Raw genomic sequence first — 17086 nt, 5'->3', positions numbered from 1 at the left:
ACTAACTACTCAATTGTAGGCTCCCTAGTAATAATATTAATTTTCTCCGGGTCGTAAGTTAAATTATCTTTTTCATAAGCTTCTTCATCCTCATTTTCTTCTTCTTGATATTTATTTGAGTTTTTTTGAGTGACCATAAATTTTACTCTATTGCTTTAATCTTTATTATATCATCGGATATTAAACCAGATTTATAATTGTTATTTGAAATTGACAACTGCGAAAAAGAAGTATAGTATCAAATACTAATCCTTAATTTTAGCTATTTATATTTAGCTCAATTATCAATTTATAGTTGTGAGCGATCGCTCAAACATCAACAAATTTAATCTCTCTCAAAATCTCATGGTTAAATCAAAATCAATTTACCGAACCATCGCCCTAACACTAATTGCAATTTTCACCACAATTACATTAGTATTAGCCTCTAATCAAATTAGCAAAACCACACAACAAACAGAAATTCGTGGCGTTTGGATAACTAATATTGATAGTGATGTTTTATTTTCTAACTCAGCCACAACAGCAGCAATAAATCGTTTAGCCAAACTCAACTTCAACACACTCTATCCTACTGTTTGGCAAGGTGGTTATACTCTCTATCCTAGTCAAGTAGCACAACAAGTATTTGCTAAATCATTAGACCCCACACCTGGTTTACAAGGGCGAGATTTTTTACAAGAAATTATTACCGAAAGCCATGAAAAAGACTTAACTATTATTCCTTGGTTTGAATTTGGTTTCATGGCACCTGCAGATTCAGGATTAGCGAGATTACATCCTGATTGGTTAACCAAACGTAGGGATGGAACTACTATAAAAATGGAAGGTGAATATCCGCGAGTTTGGCTTAATCCTTTTCATCCAGAAGTGCAACAATTTATCTTAGATTTAGTTATGGAAATTGTAACTAAATACGATATAGATGGGATTCAATTTGACGATCATTTTGGCTTACCTGTAGAATTTGGTTATGACGATTTTACAGTTAAATTATATGAAAAAGAACTTCCTGGTTTATCCCCTTCTGACAATTATCAAGAAACTTTTTGGGTGCGTTGGCGAGCGGATAAAATTAATAATTTTATGGAGCGGGTTTCTGAAGAAATAAAAGCGATAAAACCAGACTGTATTATTTCTGTATCTCCTAATCCTTTGCACTTTGCTTTACCTGCTTATTTGCAAGACTGGTTTACTTGGGAAAGAGAAAAATGGATTGATGAAATTGTTTTACAGGTTTATCGTCCAGACATTAAACGTTTTATTAATGAGTTGGAACGAACAGAGGTTAAATTAGCTAGAAAGCATATTCCTTTTGCTATTGGAATTTTGACTGGTTTGAGAAATAATTCTACTCCGATAACGACAATTGAAGAACAAGTAGAAGCAGTGCGGAAGAGAAATTTTGCGGGAGTATCGTTCTTTTTCTATGAAAGTTTATGGAAGTGGGGAAAGGAGTCAGAAAATATCAGAAATGAAGCTTTGGAAAAAATATTTCAGGAACAGATTTCAAGACCGCATATCTCTAGTTCAAAGAAAGAAGGAAAACCATTGAGGTCGTAAATTTTTCCCTCTCAAATAAATAGTAGAAGGGAAAGCTAGAAATTTTTCTGACTTTGGTGAGAGAAGAGACTATAAGTGGCAATTTTTTATCTCTCAGGTAAACACTAGAGTCGAAAAGATAGAAATTTTCTCTAACTTTCTTCTTAAAAGAGAAGTCAAGCAAGCAAATTTTTGTCTCTCAGATAAATAGTAGAGGGGAAAAGCTAGAAATTTTTCCAAATTTGGCAAGGGAAGAGACTAGAAATGGCAATTTTTTCATTGTGGTAAAACAACTAATATCTATTAATTTAATACCCTAATTTCATAAACTTTAAATCCTGCACCTCTAGGTAAAGCTCTGCCATCCATTCCCATTGGATAAGACTCATAAGCACTCTTCGGTTGATATGGTTTACTATCAACATATTCTCCTTTTGCTTCAACTGTTTTCTCGACATATTCGGCAAAAGTTTCAAAAGCGATCGCTTCTGAAGCAGGCAGAATTACAGCTTCTTCAGCAGAAAGTTTTTCTATTTTTAAATCTCCTAGATCTAAGACATAGTAATTACTATTTCCTGCTATCCAAGACTCAGCACTTTTACTCCAAGGTTTTTCAATAACTGTACCTGTTAAATATATTAGAGAATTACTTTTTTGAACTTCCATATTTATAGATGGAGTTTGAGATAGTTGAGATTTAGTAAATACATAACCGCTCATGACACTCAAAACTCCCACAAATATTGATAATACTATCGAGAATATTCTCCAATTTATCAAATTTACTTCTATCATTTCCATCTATAATTTAAAAATTAATTTAATTGCTATTACATTTAATCTACAGCGATCGCAACAAAAATTCCGGGAGTTAAAGCGCTGATATTTTAGTCTAAGTATTAATAGATAATACCGTTTTGGAAAAAAATGCTATAAAACAATACAGTGTAGTTAATAATTTTTTTAAGCAAGGAAGAAGAAAGGTAGATGAGTCTATAGCTCTATACAGTTAATTTAAGGATTTTTTCTGGTAGTAAAGAAAGTTTATGGTAAAATTATTAGGTTTTTTAAAAAATACAAATATATGCACCGAATAGCAGCTACTCCTGGTGGTTGGAACCCTCAAGCAGAAGGGGTAATTTTTATCGAACAAACTCCTGCACCAATAATATTTTTAACAGCAGCAGATACGGATATTCAAACTTTAGCAGCAGCAGTTAATAAGTTACCTTTTGATTTTCCACAACTGCGAGTTGCTAATTTACTTCACTTACAACAACAGTTAACTATTGATACTTATGCTGATGATATTTTATCTAAGGCAAAAGTAATTATTGTTCGACTTTTAGGGGGGCGCTCCTATTGGTCTTATGGTTTGGAAGTCTTACTAGAAGTGATAGAAAAAGAAGGGGCAAAACTAATAGTAATTCCTGGAGATGACCGCCCCGATCCAGATCTAATTAGTCATTCTAATCTTTCAATTTCTCTAGTTAATCAATTCTGGCAATATTTAATAGAAGGTGGGGTAGATAATTTTGTTAATGGTCTCAAGTTTATCGCTAATATTTGTCTGGGAAAAAATTATGATTTTGCCTCACCTATACCAGTACGGCGAGTCGGAATTTATCATTGGCAAAAAGAAGAGCAAAGCACAAAGGCAAAAGTCGGAATATTATTTTATCGCGCTCATTATCTATCTGGAAATATTGCTCCTATAGATGCTCTTTGCCAAACTTTAATAGAAAAAAATTTAGAACCTGTTCCAGTATTTGTTTCTTCTCCTAGAGATGTAGAAGTACAGGGAGAAATATTGGAATATTTTCAACCTGAAAATGCTGAAGCAATTCAATTATTGTTAAATACGACCAGTTTTGCTGTTTCTGTTGTGAATAATCAAGATTTTGCACTGGAAAAATCTCCTAACCCACCCTTGTTAAGACTGGGAAAAAATTTAGACATTCCAGTTTTACAAGTAATTTTTAGTGGTGGAAATTTTGAGCAATGGGAAAGTCAGTTTCAAGGTCTTTCACCACGGGATGTGGCAATGAATATTGCACTGCCGGAAGTAGATGGAAATATTATTAGTCGGGCAATTTCTTTTAAGGCAGTTAAAACTTGGAATTCGGATCTAGAAACAGATTTAGTGAGTTATTTTCCGGTTCAAGATAGGATTGAATTTGTATCAGAATTGGCTGCTAATTGGATAAAGTTACGACAAACTCCAGCATCTCAACGTCGCATTGCATTAATATTAGCAAATTATCCTAATTGTGACGGTCGTCTTGCTAATGGAGTGGGGTTAGATACTCCTGCCAGTTGTGTAGAAATTCTTCAAGCTTTACAACAAGCTGGTTATTATTTGGAAAATATTCCGGCAATGGGGGATGAGTTAATTAAATGTCTGACTTCTGGAGTAACAAATGATTTGGAAAGTCGTGAATTACGTCCTGTTTTCCAGTCTTTATCCTTGGCAGAATTTGAAAGATATTTTGCTAGTTTGCCAGAAGTTGTACGAGAAAAAATTATTCAGAGGTGGGGGAAGAGAGCAGACACGGATTTTGCCACGGATGTAGGGATTAATTCGACGATAATTCCTCTATCTTTTTTCAAATCTGTTTCTAGTAATTTTTCAGAATTTCAGAAAGATAGTGAGGTAAAAGAAATAGATAATTTTGCCACTGATGTACAGATTAATTCCACAAAAATTCCGCCATCTTTTTTCAAATCTGTTTCTAGTAATTTTTCAGAATTTCAGAAAGATAGTGAGGTAAAAGAAATAGATAATTTTCCTATTCCAGGAATTCAGCTAGGAAATATTTTTATAGGTATTCAACCTTCGCGGGGTTACGATATTGACCCCAGTTTAAATTATCATGCTCCAGATTTAGAACCTACCCCTAATTATCTAGCTTTTTATTATTGGTTGAGAGAAAAATTTCAAATAGATGCAATTATTCATGTGGGAAAACATGGAAACTTAGAATGGTTGCCCGGTAAAAGTGTCGGTTTATCTCGGGAATGTTTTCCAGAAATAGCTCTCGGTGCTTTGCCACATTTTTATCCATTTATTGTTAATGACCCTGGAGAAGGTTCTCAAGCTAAACGGAGGTCGCAAGCTATAATTATCGATCATTTAACTCCACCTATGACTCGTGCGGAAATTTATGGAGCTTTACAACAATTAGAAACTTTAATTGATGAATATTATGAGGCACAAAATTTAGACCCATCTAGGTTATCTGTGATTCGAGAGCGGATAATTAATCTCATAGAAAAAGAAGGTTTAGATAAAGACTTATCATTTTTAGAAAAAGACTCAGCTAACACTGATTTTGCCACGGATGTACGGATTAGTTCCACGTTATTCAGTTCAGAAAAAGACTCAGACTTCCTCTCACCCCCTCAGCAAAATGAGCAGAAATTTTCTACAGAAGCAGAATGTGTATCTTCCGAGTTTTCCAGTTCAGAAAAAGACTCAGACTTCCTCTCCCCTTCCTACAAAAATAGGCAGAAATTTGCCAGAGAAACACAAGAGGTAACTTCCGAGTTTTCTAGTTCCTCTAAAGACTCAGACTTCCTCTTACCCTCTCAGCAAAATGAGCAGAAATTTTCTACAGAAGCAGAATGTGTATCTTCCGACTTCTCTAGTTGTGAAAAAGATTCAAACTTCCTCTCACCCCCTCAGCAAAATGAGGAAAAATTTTCCACAGAAACAGAAGGTTTCCCTTCTAACTCCTCCGGTGCAGAAAAATCCTCAGACTTCCTCTCACCCCTTCAGCAAAATGAGCAGAAATTTTCTACAGAAGCAGAAGGAGTAGCTTCCAACTTTTCCAGTTCCGAAAAATCCTCAGACTTCCTCTCACCCCCTCAGCAAAATGAGCAGAAATTTCTCACAGAAACAGAAGGTGTCGCTTCCGACTTCTCTAGTTCCGAAAAAGACTTAGACTTCCTCTCACCCCCTCAGCCAAATGAGGAGAAATTTTCTACAGAAATAGAAGGGGTAACTTCCGAGTTTTCCAATTCCGAAAAATTCTCAGACTTCCTCTCACCTCCAAAGCCAAATAGGCAGAAATTTTCTACAGAAACAGAAGGTGTAACTTCCAACTTTTCCAGTTCCGAAAAATCCTCAGACTTCCTCTCAACTCCAAAGCCAAATAGGCAGAAATTTTCTACAGAAACAGAAGGCGTAACTTCCAACTTTTCCAGTTCCGAAAAATCCTCAGACTTCCTCTTACTCCCTCAGCAAAATGAGCAGAAATTTTCTACAGAAATAGAAGAGGTAACTTCCGACTTTTCTAGTTCCGAAAAATCCTCAGACTTCCTCTTACTCCCTCAGCAAAATGAGCAGAAATTTTCTACAGAAATAGAAGAGGTAACTTCCGACTTTTCTAGTTCCGAAAAATCCTCAGACTTCCTCTTACTCCCTCAGCAAAATGAGCAGAAATTTTCTACAGAAATAGAAGAGGTAACTTCCGACTTTTCTAGTTCCGAAAAATCCTCAGACTTCCTCTTACTCCCTCAGCAAAATGAGCAGAAATTTTCTACAGAAACAAAAGGTGTAACTTCCGAATTTTCCAGTTCCGAAAAATCCTCAGACTTCCTCTCAACTCCGGAGCAAAATCAGGAAAAATTTATCACAGAAATAGAAGGCGTAACTTCCGAATTTTCCAGTTCCGAAAAATCCTCAGACTTCCTCTTACTCCCTCAGCAAAATGAGCAGAAATTTTCTACAGAAATAGAAGAGGTAACTTCCGACTTTTCTAGTTCCGAAAAATCCTCAGACTTCCTCTTACTCCCTCAGCAAAATGAGCAGAAATTTTCTACAGAAACAAAAGGTGTAACTTCCGAGTTTTCCAGTTCCGAAAAAAATTTATTTACTCCCTCACTACCTTTAAAAAGAGGAGAGAAATTTGAAAATGGTGAAAATGCTAGATTCGCCAAATTAATTACTAATATAGATGGTTATCTCTGCGAATTAAAAGAAGCACAAATTCGCGATGGTCTACATATATTTGGTCAATCTCCTCAAGGTCAACAACTACGAGATTTAATCGTAGCGATCGCTCGTCATCCTAGTACTACTCGTTTAGGTTTAACTCGTGCTTTAGCTGAAGACTTAAACTTAGACTTTGACCCTCTCACAGACGATTTTTCTACAATTATTAATCGGAGCTTATTTATAGATGGAAAATCTTGTCGTACCCTAGGTGATGCTGTGGAATTCCTCGAAGAAAAAGCAGCTAATTTAGTCGAAAATTTAATTAACCAAAATCCGATTGACTCTCCCTTCCCACACACAAACAAAGAGTTAGAATGGATTCGCCAAAATCTTCTACCTTCTCTGCAAAAAACTGACCAAGAAATTACCAACTTATTAATAGGATTAGATGGCAAATATATCCCTAGTGGTTCCTCTGGCGCTCCGACAAGAGGTAGACCAGACGTTTTACCCACAGGTCGGAATTTTTACTCTGTAGATATTCGCGCCATTCCTACAGAAACTGCTTGGAGAATAGGGCAATTAGCAGCAGAAAGTTTAATCGAAAGATACACTCAAGAAAATGGTGAATATCCTCAAACTTTAGGGTTATCAATATGGGGAACTTCTACCATGCGAACTGGTGGAGATGATATTGCTGAAGCACTTGCTTTATTAGGAGTAAAACCAGTCTGGGATAGACCATCCCGAAGAGTTATAGACTTTGAAATTTTGCCAATTTCAATATTAGGAAGACCGCGTGTAGATGTAACTTTAAGAATTTCTGGTTTCTTCCGCGATGCTTTTCCTAATATTATCGATTTATTTGACCAAGCTGTTATTGCTGTGGCTAATTTAGATGAACCTCCAATAGAAAATCCTTTAGCTGCTCAAGTTAAAAAAGAAGTCAAATATTGGCATGAATTAGGATTAACTGAAGTTCAGGCAAAAGCACGTTCTCAATATAGAATATTTGGTTCTAAACCAGGAGCTTATGGTGCAGGTTTACAAGGTTTAATCGAATCTCAAAATTGGCAAGACGATCGAGATTTAGCTAGAGCTTATATTAATTGGAGTAGTTATGCTTATACAGGAATTAATAATAGTTATAGTCAGGAAGCAAGGGCGATAAATTCTCCCGAAGCATTTTCCCAACGTCTCCAACAAATGCAAATAGTTTTGCATAATCAAGACAATAGAGAACATGACTTATTAGACTCAGATGATTATTATCAATTCCAAGGTGGAATGACTGTAGCAATTCGTGCTTTAACAGGCAAAAATCCTGATACTTATTTTGGCGATAATTCTCTGCCAGAAAATCCCAAAGTTCGACAATTGAAAGAACAAATTGCTAGGGTTTATCGTTCCAGAGTTGTTAATCCTAAATGGATAGCTGGAGTAATGCGTCATGGTTATAAAGGAGCCTTTGAAATGGCAGCAACAATAGATTATTTATTTGCCTATGATGCTACAGCAAAATGTGTAGAAGATTTTATGTATCAAAGAGTAGCAGAAACTTATCTTTTTGATGAAAATGTACAATCATTTATACAAACAAAAAATCCTTGGGCATTGCGAGATATGGCAGAAAGATTATTAGAAGCAAATCAACGAGGTTTATGGCAGTCAGCTAATCAAAAAACTTTGGAAAAATTGAGAGCGATCACTCTAGAAGCAGAAGGGATAATTGAGGCTAATACTTAATTTGATTTTATGGTAACTTTAGAAAAAAAATATCATTGAGATTGCTTCGGGGGTAGAAATTTAAAAGCATAGACTTATAGTTTTTCCCGCCCCCTTGCAATGACAGTTCAATCTACTATAAACAATCTTTTGTAATATTAATCTTCTTCTTTTTGAGACGAATTTCTTTACCATTAGTATCTCTTGCTTTAAGTCTCACTGTGCGTTCTCCTTCATGGTTAAATCTGTAAGTAAGATTCCAAGTTCCTATAAGATGGTTGAGAATTATTTTTGATATTCCTTTTTCTTTTTTACTATTACCAATCTTATATTTTCCATCAACTTCGAGAAAAATATTTTGCGTTTTAATAGGGTTGTATCTCCCTTGTAATGTAACTGGTTTGCAAATAGATAATGAGTTAGAATCAACCAAAAGTGAAGGCGATAGTAAATAGATAAATAACATATAAGCTATCCCTAAAAATATCAGAAAAACTACAGGATAAATAGCTTTAATTCCTTTATCTCCTAATAACTTTTTTAGCAATTTTTCTCCAGTAGATTTAATAGATTTAATAACAGGATTTTCTTCTATTTCTATCTCTTTCCAGGGTTGCTCTTTTTCAGTTACAACTTGGTCAGATATTCCCCGCCAGACTTCAGCTTTTTTCAGTTCTGCTTCTGTTGTACTTGTAGTTACAACTATTAGCACTCCTTCTCTATTAGGTAGTTTTTCTGCCTTTAGTTCCTTAACTAATTCCTGAAAACTATCTTGATTATAATTTGGTAAATAATTTTTATCTTTTTCTAATGTTGCTAAATAATTTTTATCTTTTTCTAATTTTAGACCGTGATTTGAATCTACTTTAAGATTTTTATTTTCCATCAGTTTTTCTAGCTCAATCTTATCTAGATCGACCTCAAAACCATAGGGAGAGTTTTTATCTTCTTTTATAGCACTTTCTATCTTCTCACTTAACTTATTTTGTAATGCAAAAGCTGCTACTTGCCGCACATATTCTTCCAGATTAGATTCACATTCCCACAATACAGAATTCTCAATTTTACGACCTTTAAAATCCACTCTATTTGATTTTAAAGCAGTTACATACAAGAATAGTTTTTGATTATACCGAGCTATTACCAGTGAAAAATATTCACCATCAATTAATTGATAAATTTCTTCTTCTAATATTTTTGGCTCTTTATTTTTCCACCAGCGATAATCTTGTTCTCGCTGATATCCTCCACTTTTTACATATATATTCATTCCTAATTATCCTCAAATATCTAGTAAATTATGTCCTTGAATAACCTTGAATCCACCTGTATTTTTAGATTCTTTAACAAAAGTATCAACTGCTGCTTTCAATTTTTTATCTTTATTCAGCAGACCTGCTAACCAATTGAACCATCCCCAACTTTTTTTGACTTGTTTGCTCAGTGCAAATCGTAAAATATATCGCAGAGGTTGTTCGCTATCTTGAGGATTATATTCAGCTCCTGTTTTAACAAACATAAATTTTAATTCACCCTCTTTATCTTCAATATCATTAAATTCCACTGCCTTTCCAACTGTTTGTACAGGTGTTACAACTACAGCAACCTTATCAATTAAAAGATTACTTTCTAAAAAGCTTAATAACTCTTTGTAGCCAGATTCAATCTTCTTTGAGAGTTCAGAATCGTACTTACCTTGTTTGTAGTAACTCTCACAACGAACAGGTGCTAATATTACCAACTTGGGAGAGTTTAAATTTGTATAACTTCTTTCAAACAAACTTGTAATATCCTCTACTCCATTCAATTTTTCATGGTAACTCACTCCTTTTTTTGTTTCCATGAGTGCCGTACTATCTATAGCAATAATAACGACTTCAGACTCCTTGATAAACTCTTGAACCTGCTCTTTTTTATCATTAATATATCCTCCTGGATAGTCTCTAAACTGAAGCTGAAGAAACGCATTACCTCCTGTTCGTCTATCTCAGCCTGAATTTCAACTAAACGTTCCTGACAAGATTTAGCATACTCAATATCTAGCTCTGTAATTTTAGTTTGTAAGTAGTCAAGTACCCTGTCTAATAACTGATTAGCTTGTTCAGAATCTGAACAATTGGTAATAATGCTATCTACTACATTAATCTTTACCTGTCTCCCATCAATATCCTGTTTGAGTTTTTGACAACCCGCTAGATTTCCTCCACTAACCGAATTAGCTTTATGATTCAATACCATAAAAGAACGAGCTGGCAAATTATCCAGAGCTTGGCTTGCTAAATCATATAACTTTGTATCTTCTGTTTGCCAATCATAGCGATCCTCATCAGGCTTCCGGTCAAAAATCAGCAAGTCAAAAAACATTGGAAAAATTGCAGGCGATCGCTCTAGAAGTAGAAGGTGTAATTGGAAGAAGGTATTAGGTATTGAATTTTATATAAAAACTCCTATTGCGACATACGCAACAAAAACACTCAGACCCTCAAGTGAGCAAAAACTCCTATTGCGACATACGCAATAAAAGCACTCAGACCCTCAAGTGAGTAAAAACTTCTATTGCGACATACGCAACAAAAACACTCAGACCCTCAAGTGAGTAAAAACTCCTATTGCGACATACGCAATAAAAGCACTCAGACCCTCAAGTGAGTAAAAACTCCTATTGCGACATACGCAATAAAAGCACTCAGACCCTCAAGTGAGTAAAAACTCCTATTGCGACATACGCAATAAAAGCACTCAGACCCTCAAGTGAGTAAAAACTCCTATTGCGACATACGCAATAAAAGCACTCAGACCCTCAAGTGAGTAAAAACTCCTATTGCGACATACGCAACAAAAACACTCAGACCCTCAAGTGAGTAAAAACTCCTATTGCGACATACGCAATAAAAGCACTCAGACCCTCAAGTGAGTAAAAACTCCTATTGCGACATACGCAACAAAAACACTCAGACCCTAAAAAAACAAATAATGCCAAATTCGGTTATCAAAAATACTTTATAGGATTTCAACAATTAATAATTACCTCTCCTTAAAATAAGAGAATTGGCGAACAGGACTTTTTTCTTGATTTCTGCTGTAAAAAAGAGACTTTAAACCTTAATTATTCGGTAAGATTAAATCCTCTCTCCTAAACCTTAAACCCTAAATCCTATCTCCCCATCTACATAAAAGGAGACTCTATAATCAATCCAATTTATAACTCTTGTAAAATAGGCATTAATTTGTCATTCAATGCTTTATATCCTGCCCGATTAAGATGAAGAAAATCTCTACTATATTCTTCCCTAACCTTCCCTTGTTCATTTGCCAAAATCGCTTTTGTATCAAAAATTATTACATCTTCGTTTTCTAATGAATAAATAAAATCATTTACTTCCTTAATTCCTTTAACTACTATATCTGGCGACCAAAAAAATTTTCTCTCAAGTGGCACTTCAGCAATGGGAAAAATTGTTGTCATAATCACAACAGCACCAAGCTGACGAGACTGACTCACAATTTCTTTTATATTTGATTTACAGTCATAAATAATTGTCTCTTTATTATCAGGAAATATTGGAATTCTGTATAAATCATTCACACCAATTTGAACTATAATAATATCCGCAGATAAAGGTTTTATATGTTGATTCAATCTTCCTAAAACTTGCGCTGTAGTTTGTCCAGAAATACCTCGATTAATAAAATTAAAATCATCAAAATCTTTAGGTGAATTCCAACCACGGGCACGAGATTCTCCAAAAAAAACTACATTTTTTTGATTAGGATTTTTAATCTCTTTGGGATTAGTATCCATAGGATAAAATTTTATGGCAAGTGGGTTTAATTGCAGAGAATTTAATTGTAAATAAAATTTTCTGCTTCTGTTAAAAAAGAGGAAGTTAAGCCCTACTGAAACCAATATAATTATTGATAAACAGATAATTATCAATTTGTTTTTGTTCATAATTCAGAAACGCTAAAATCAAAGTTAAACTAATCCTAGCAAGAAGTAATAGAAGGCAAAAATGACAACTATTGAGTAATGATGGCTATACTGACGGCTTTACTCAAAAACACTATCTATAATATCTATCTAGTGAGAAAAAACTATAACGTTATAGATATATAGTGTTTGGAACTTAAAAAGTGCCTAAGTCCTGGTAAAGTTAAGTTTGAAATTAATTATAGTGAAGTATTTTTGTTATGGCTAAAGGATTAGAACGCAGGAAATTCTTAATTTATAGTTCGGCTGCTCTAGGTACAAGTATTTTTCTCAAAGCTTGTGGTGGTGCTAATAACACGACATCTGGGACTGACACAATTAAAGTGGGTATTCTCCATTCCCTCAGTGGCACAATGGCAATTAGCGAAACTACAGTAGTTGAAGCGGAAAAGTTAGCTATTGAGGAAATAAATGCTGCTGGTGGTGTATTAGGTAAGCAAATAGAAGCAATTGTAGAGGATGGTGCTTCTGACTGGCCTACTTTTGCAGAAAAGGCAAATAAACTTATCGATCAAGACCAAGTAGTTACTGTTTTTGGTTGTTGGACTTCTGCTTCTCGGAAGTCTGTTTTGCCTGTTTTTGAATCTAAGAATCATATGCTTTGGTATCCGGTGCAATATGAGGGTCAAGAATGCTCGAAAAATATTTTTTATACGGGTGCTGCTCCTAATCAACAAATTGAACCTGCTGTAAATTGGTTGTTGGAAAATAAGGGAAAGGAATTTTTCTTAGTTGGTTCTGATTATGTTTTTCCTCGCACTGCAAATACGATTATTAAGGAGCAGTTAAAGGCTAAAGGTGGTAGTACTGTTGGTGAAGATTATTTACCTTTAGGAAATACAGAAGTTACTCCGATTATTACTAAGATTAAACAGGCTTTACCGAACGGTGGAGTGATTTTTAATAGTCTTAATGGTGATAGTAATGTTGCCTTTTTTAAACAGTTGAAAGGTGCTGGTATTACTCCGGAACAATATCCGGTTATGTCGGTGAGTATTGCTGAGGAAGAAGTTAGACAAATTGGCAAAGAGTTTCTTGTAGGTCATTATGCTGCTTGGAATTATTTCCAAACTGTTGAGACAGAAGCTAATAAAAAATGGGTGGCAGATTTTAAGGCAAAATATGGCGCAGACCGAGTAACAAATGACCCGATGGAAGCTGCTTATATTATGGTTTATCTTTGGAAACAAGCAGTGGAAAAAGCTGGTTCTGCTGATGATTTAGATGCGGTAAGGATGGCAGCTATTGGACAAACTTTTGATGCTCCTGAAGGTTTAGTTACTATGAATGCTAATCATCATATTTCTAAAACTGTGAGAATAGGTCAAGTTCGTGATGATGGTTTATTTAATATAGTTTGGTCTACTGAAGGAGCCATTAAACCTATCCCTTGGAATCAATTTGTTCCAGCAACTAAGGGGCTTGCTTGTGACTGGAGTGACCCTAATAAAGGTGGTAAATATAAAGTCAGTTAACAGTTATCAGTTATCAGCTATTACTTTTAATTTAGGATAAAAGCTTTATTAATTGTCTTACTAAAAAAGTTAGCTCCCTTGTCTTTAAAGTTAGTTGTTAATTTAAACACTGTCCCATAAGAGAGACTCTTGTTGCTGTTAACGCAGTTCCTCCGAAGGAGGCTAGCTGACAGCTAACAGCTGTTTGCGCAGCATTCCGCAGGAAATGCTTACGTCATAAATTAGAGTAGAATTTTGTACGAGTGGTAGATAAATATTTAGGTTTAATGTTTCTATAAAATATCTGATTTTGTGTGCTGTAATTAGTTGGTCTAAATAGCTCACTAATTACAGCGATTTTTCGGATTTTTAAGTCAAGTTGAATATTAATTATTTACTTTATTCCCTGCTTTTTGTTAAGTGTTAGTTCAACAATTAATAATTAACTATTACCTTTCCTGAAAAGGGATATGATTGACTAAAAAGATTTTTTCTTTTTGCAAAGCGACAGCTTGTAGAGGAGTCAAAGAGAGGTTTTAAACTTTAATTATTAGCTAAAAGTCCTAAAACGTTCTACTTTCTCAACTTGAAAACTCCTTTAATTCTAATTTATGGCTATTCAATTTCTTCTTCCTTCTTCTTTCTTTCTGATTCTGGAGTAATTATCAGAACGGAAGAAAATAAAAGCTGGAAATTTCTGTTTAGAGGTAGCTGTGTTTCATGGGAGAACTGACTTATCTCTATCATTATTTCCCTTGATTTATTGTGGCTTTTTCCTCTTCCTAATTCTGGAGTAATTATCAAAAAGAATGGAAAAAAAAATAAAACTAGAAATTTTTGTTTAGAAGTAGCTCCGTTTTATCTAATAATCAACCTATCTCTATCATTGATTTCCCGAATTTTCCTCTTCCTAATTCTGGAGTAATTATCAAAAAGATCGGAAAAAAAGGAAAACTAGAAATTTTTGTTTAGAAGTAGCTCCGTTTTATCTAATAATCAACCTATCTCTATCATTGATTTCCCGAATTTTTTTCTTCCTAATTCTAGAGTAATTATCAAAAAGAACGGAAAAAAAGGAAAGCTGAAAATTTATGTTTAGAGGTAGCTGTGTCTCATGGGAGAACTGACCTATCTCTATCATTATTTCCCTTGATTTATTTTTTCCTCTTCCTAATTGTGGAGTAATTATCAAAAAGAATGGAAAAAAAGGAAAACTAGAAATTTTTGTTTAGAAGTAGCTCTGTTTTATCTAATAATCAACCTATCTCTATCATTGATTTCCCGAATTTTTTTCTTCCTAATTCTAGAGTAATTATCAAAAAGAACGGAAAAAAAGGAAAGCTGAAAATTTATGTTTAGAGGTAGCTGTGTCTCATGGGAGAACTGACCTATCTCTATCATTATTTCCCGAATTTTCCTCTTCCTAATTCTGGAGTAATTATCAAAAAGAACGGAAAAAAAGGAAAGCTGGAAATTTATGTTTAGAGGTAGCTCTGTTTCATCTGAGAACTGACTAATCTCTTGTCATTATTTCCCTGATTTTCTTTTCCCTTCTTCCCTCTTTCCTCTTCCTTCTTCCTTCTTCCTTCTTCCTTACCTTAATTAAAATGCAAGAATTATTAATCGCTATATTTAACGGTATAAGTATTGGTTCAGTTTTATTAATTGTCGCTCTAGGATTAGCTATTATTTTTGGATTAATGGGAGTAATTAACTTAGCTCATGGTGAATTAATGATGTTAGGTGCTTATACTACTTTCGTAGTTCAAAATATTTGTAATAGTATGGGCGAACCTATTTCTAATATTTATATTTTTTTCGCCATTCCTATTGCCTTTATAGTCGTAGCGATCGCTGGTTTAATTTTAGAAAAAGGGGTGATACGTTTTCTCTATGGCAGACCTTTAGAAACTCTATTAGCAACTTGGGGAGTTAGTCTGATTTTGCGTCAATTTGTCCGCAGTGTAAATGGAGTATTAATTATCGGCATAACAGTTTTTTGTCTGTTTTATTTTGGCAGTCTTTATTTCCTCAAAAAACGTCGCTCTGATTGGGAAAAAATTAAAAATTTAGCAATAACAATTATTTGTTTCCTATCTTTAGCGATCGCTACTACTTTGGGATTTTTATTGACAAGTCCTGGATTAACAAAACCTTGGTTTAGTTCTAGAAATGTTGATGTTACTGCCCCTGTTTGGTTACAAGGTGGATTACCTATTGGTGAGTTTCAATTACCATATTCTCGGATTTTTATCATTATATTAACTGCCATAAGTTTGCTAGGAATTTACTTATTTTTGAATAAATCAAATTGGGGTTTAAGAATTAAAGCTGTTACCCAAAATAGAAGTATGAGTGCTTGTTTAGGTATCCCAACAGAGCAGGTTGATGCTATTACATTTTCTTTGGGTTCTGGGTTAGCTGGAGTTGCTGGTTGTGCAATTACATTATTAGGTTCAGTTGGTCCAAATACAGGACAAAATTATATAGTAGATGCTTTTATGGTGGTGGTAGTTGGTGGGGTAGGTAATTTATTTGGTACTGTTATTGCTGCTATGGGAATTGGCATTACAAATTATTTGATTGGTTCAGGAACTATTGCTTTAATTTTGGGAAATACAGAAAGTCTAAAATTTTTGACTGACTTATTCAATTTCTTGGCAACTACTAGCATGGCAAAAGTAACAGTATTTGCTTTAATTATTGTTTTTTTACAAGTTAAACCAGCAGGACTATTTCCACAAAAAGGTCGAATGGATAATTGATAATTGATAAAGAAGCTAATGGTAAGCATTCAGCAGTCAGCTAACAGCTAGCCTCTTTCAGAGGAGCTGCCTCTTTCAGAGGAGCTTCGCTAACGCTAACGTTAACAGCTTTTGAGATACATCTATAATTTCCTGCCACAAATTATATGGTTTAATAACTCAGATTTATGGTTGAAAATTGGCGTTGTTTAAATGTAATGATAATTAGACATCTACTCCACCCATAGGGAGTAGGCAGTAGGCAGCTTTGCTGTAGGGGTAAAGAATTGATAATTTCTTTGGGATATAGATATTGATTTTTGATTCTTGGAGATGTCTATGAGCTGAAGGTCAAATTGAAAAACTGATGTTTTGCGCCCAAAGTTAATCTCAAAATCATTACCACTCAGCAACGCCTGAAAATTTAGTAGAAGTTAAAAAAACGCTGGCTTCATTCATTTTTATTGCTAGGAGCTGACTGCTAACTGCTAATAGCTGAATGCTTACCTCAAAACTATGGAACTTTATTGATAACTTAATATTGGACTTTGGACAAAAAGCAAAATAGTTAGTGTAATAATTACGCTAATCATATCTGGCAATGTTCCTCTGTCTCCAGTGAATTTAATCACTGAAAAATAGAAATAATTGAGAGTGATCGCCGACGGGGATGCCAACTTTTAGTTATTTT

The 17086-nt window shown here is 34.4% G+C and carries 11 protein-coding genes; 5 read left to right on the top strand and 6 right to left on the bottom strand.

The features are described 5' to 3' along the window. Positions 1 to 5: 5 nt before the first annotated feature. A complete protein-coding gene (locus tag F6K18_RS30495) occupies positions 6 to 137 on the bottom strand; it encodes a hypothetical protein (protein ID WP_287526513.1) in 132 nt (43 codons plus the stop codon). Between the two features lie 208 nt (positions 138 to 345). Between F6K18_RS30495 and F6K18_RS30490 the strand changes: the two genes are divergently transcribed. Beyond that, complete coding sequence (locus tag F6K18_RS30490; RefSeq protein ID WP_287526539.1) at positions 346 to 1563, top strand: glycoside hydrolase family 10 protein; 1218 nt, start codon at positions 346 to 348, stop codon at positions 1561 to 1563. Positions 1564 to 1845: 282 nt separating this feature from the next. Here F6K18_RS30490 and F6K18_RS30485 read toward each other — a convergent pair whose 3' ends face one another. Continuing rightward, complete coding sequence (locus F6K18_RS30485; protein WP_287526511.1) at positions 1846 to 2262, bottom strand: hypothetical protein; 417 nt, start codon at positions 2260 to 2262, stop codon at positions 1846 to 1848. Here F6K18_RS30485 and F6K18_RS30480 point away from each other — a divergent pair. Next, positions 2261 to 2425, top strand: a complete 165-nt coding sequence (locus F6K18_RS30480; RefSeq protein WP_287526510.1) for a hypothetical protein — start codon at positions 2261 to 2263, stop codon at positions 2423 to 2425. The genes F6K18_RS30485 and F6K18_RS30480 overlap by 2 nt on opposite strands. A gap of 201 nt (positions 2426 to 2626) precedes the next feature. After that, complete coding sequence (gene cobN / locus F6K18_RS30475; RefSeq protein ID WP_287526509.1) at positions 2627 to 8227, top strand: cobaltochelatase subunit CobN; 5601 nt, start codon at positions 2627 to 2629, stop codon at positions 8225 to 8227. A gap of 115 nt (positions 8228 to 8342) precedes the next feature. Here cobN and F6K18_RS30470 read toward each other — a convergent pair whose 3' ends face one another. The 4 genes from F6K18_RS30470 to F6K18_RS30455 all read right to left on the bottom strand — a co-directional run bounded on the left by F6K18_RS30470 (position 8343) and on the right by F6K18_RS30455 (position 12113). Next, positions 8343 to 9476, bottom strand: coding sequence for a hypothetical protein (locus F6K18_RS30470; RefSeq protein WP_287526507.1), 1134 nt, complete (start codon positions 9474 to 9476; stop codon positions 8343 to 8345). Between the two features lie 12 nt (positions 9477 to 9488). Beyond that, positions 9489 to 10049, bottom strand: a complete 561-nt coding sequence (locus F6K18_RS30465; RefSeq protein WP_287526506.1) for a hypothetical protein — start codon at positions 10047 to 10049, stop codon at positions 9489 to 9491. 14 nt (positions 10050 to 10063) lie between these two features. Beyond that, positions 10064 to 10570 carry a hypothetical protein gene (locus tag F6K18_RS30460; protein ID WP_287526504.1) on the bottom strand — a complete coding sequence of 169 codons (507 nt, stop codon included), beginning with the start codon at positions 10568 to 10570 and terminating at the stop codon, positions 10064 to 10066. 835 nt (positions 10571 to 11405) lie between these two features. After that, on the bottom strand, positions 11406 to 12113 hold the full coding sequence (locus tag F6K18_RS30455; protein WP_287526503.1) for a GDSL-type esterase/lipase family protein: 708 nt from the start codon (positions 12111 to 12113) through the stop codon (positions 11406 to 11408). A 284-nt stretch (positions 12114 to 12397) separates the two neighbouring features. Between F6K18_RS30455 and urtA the strand changes: the two genes are divergently transcribed. After that, complete coding sequence (gene urtA / locus F6K18_RS30450; RefSeq protein ID WP_287526501.1) at positions 12398 to 13672, top strand: urea ABC transporter substrate-binding protein; 1275 nt, start codon at positions 12398 to 12400, stop codon at positions 13670 to 13672. Positions 13673 to 15258: 1586 nt separating this feature from the next. Then, positions 15259 to 16416, top strand: a complete 1158-nt coding sequence (locus F6K18_RS30445) for a branched-chain amino acid ABC transporter permease (protein ID WP_287526500.1) — start codon at positions 15259 to 15261, stop codon at positions 16414 to 16416. Positions 16417 to 17086: the final 670 nt, after the last annotated feature.

The sequence above is a fragment of the Okeania sp. SIO2C2 genome, assembly GCF_010692625.1.
Lineage (GTDB): Bacteria > Cyanobacteriota > Cyanobacteriia > Cyanobacteriales > Microcoleaceae > Okeania > Okeania hirsuta.
The sequence above is the reverse complement of the archived record's forward strand: the minus strand, read 5'-3'. Positions and strand labels throughout refer to the sequence as shown.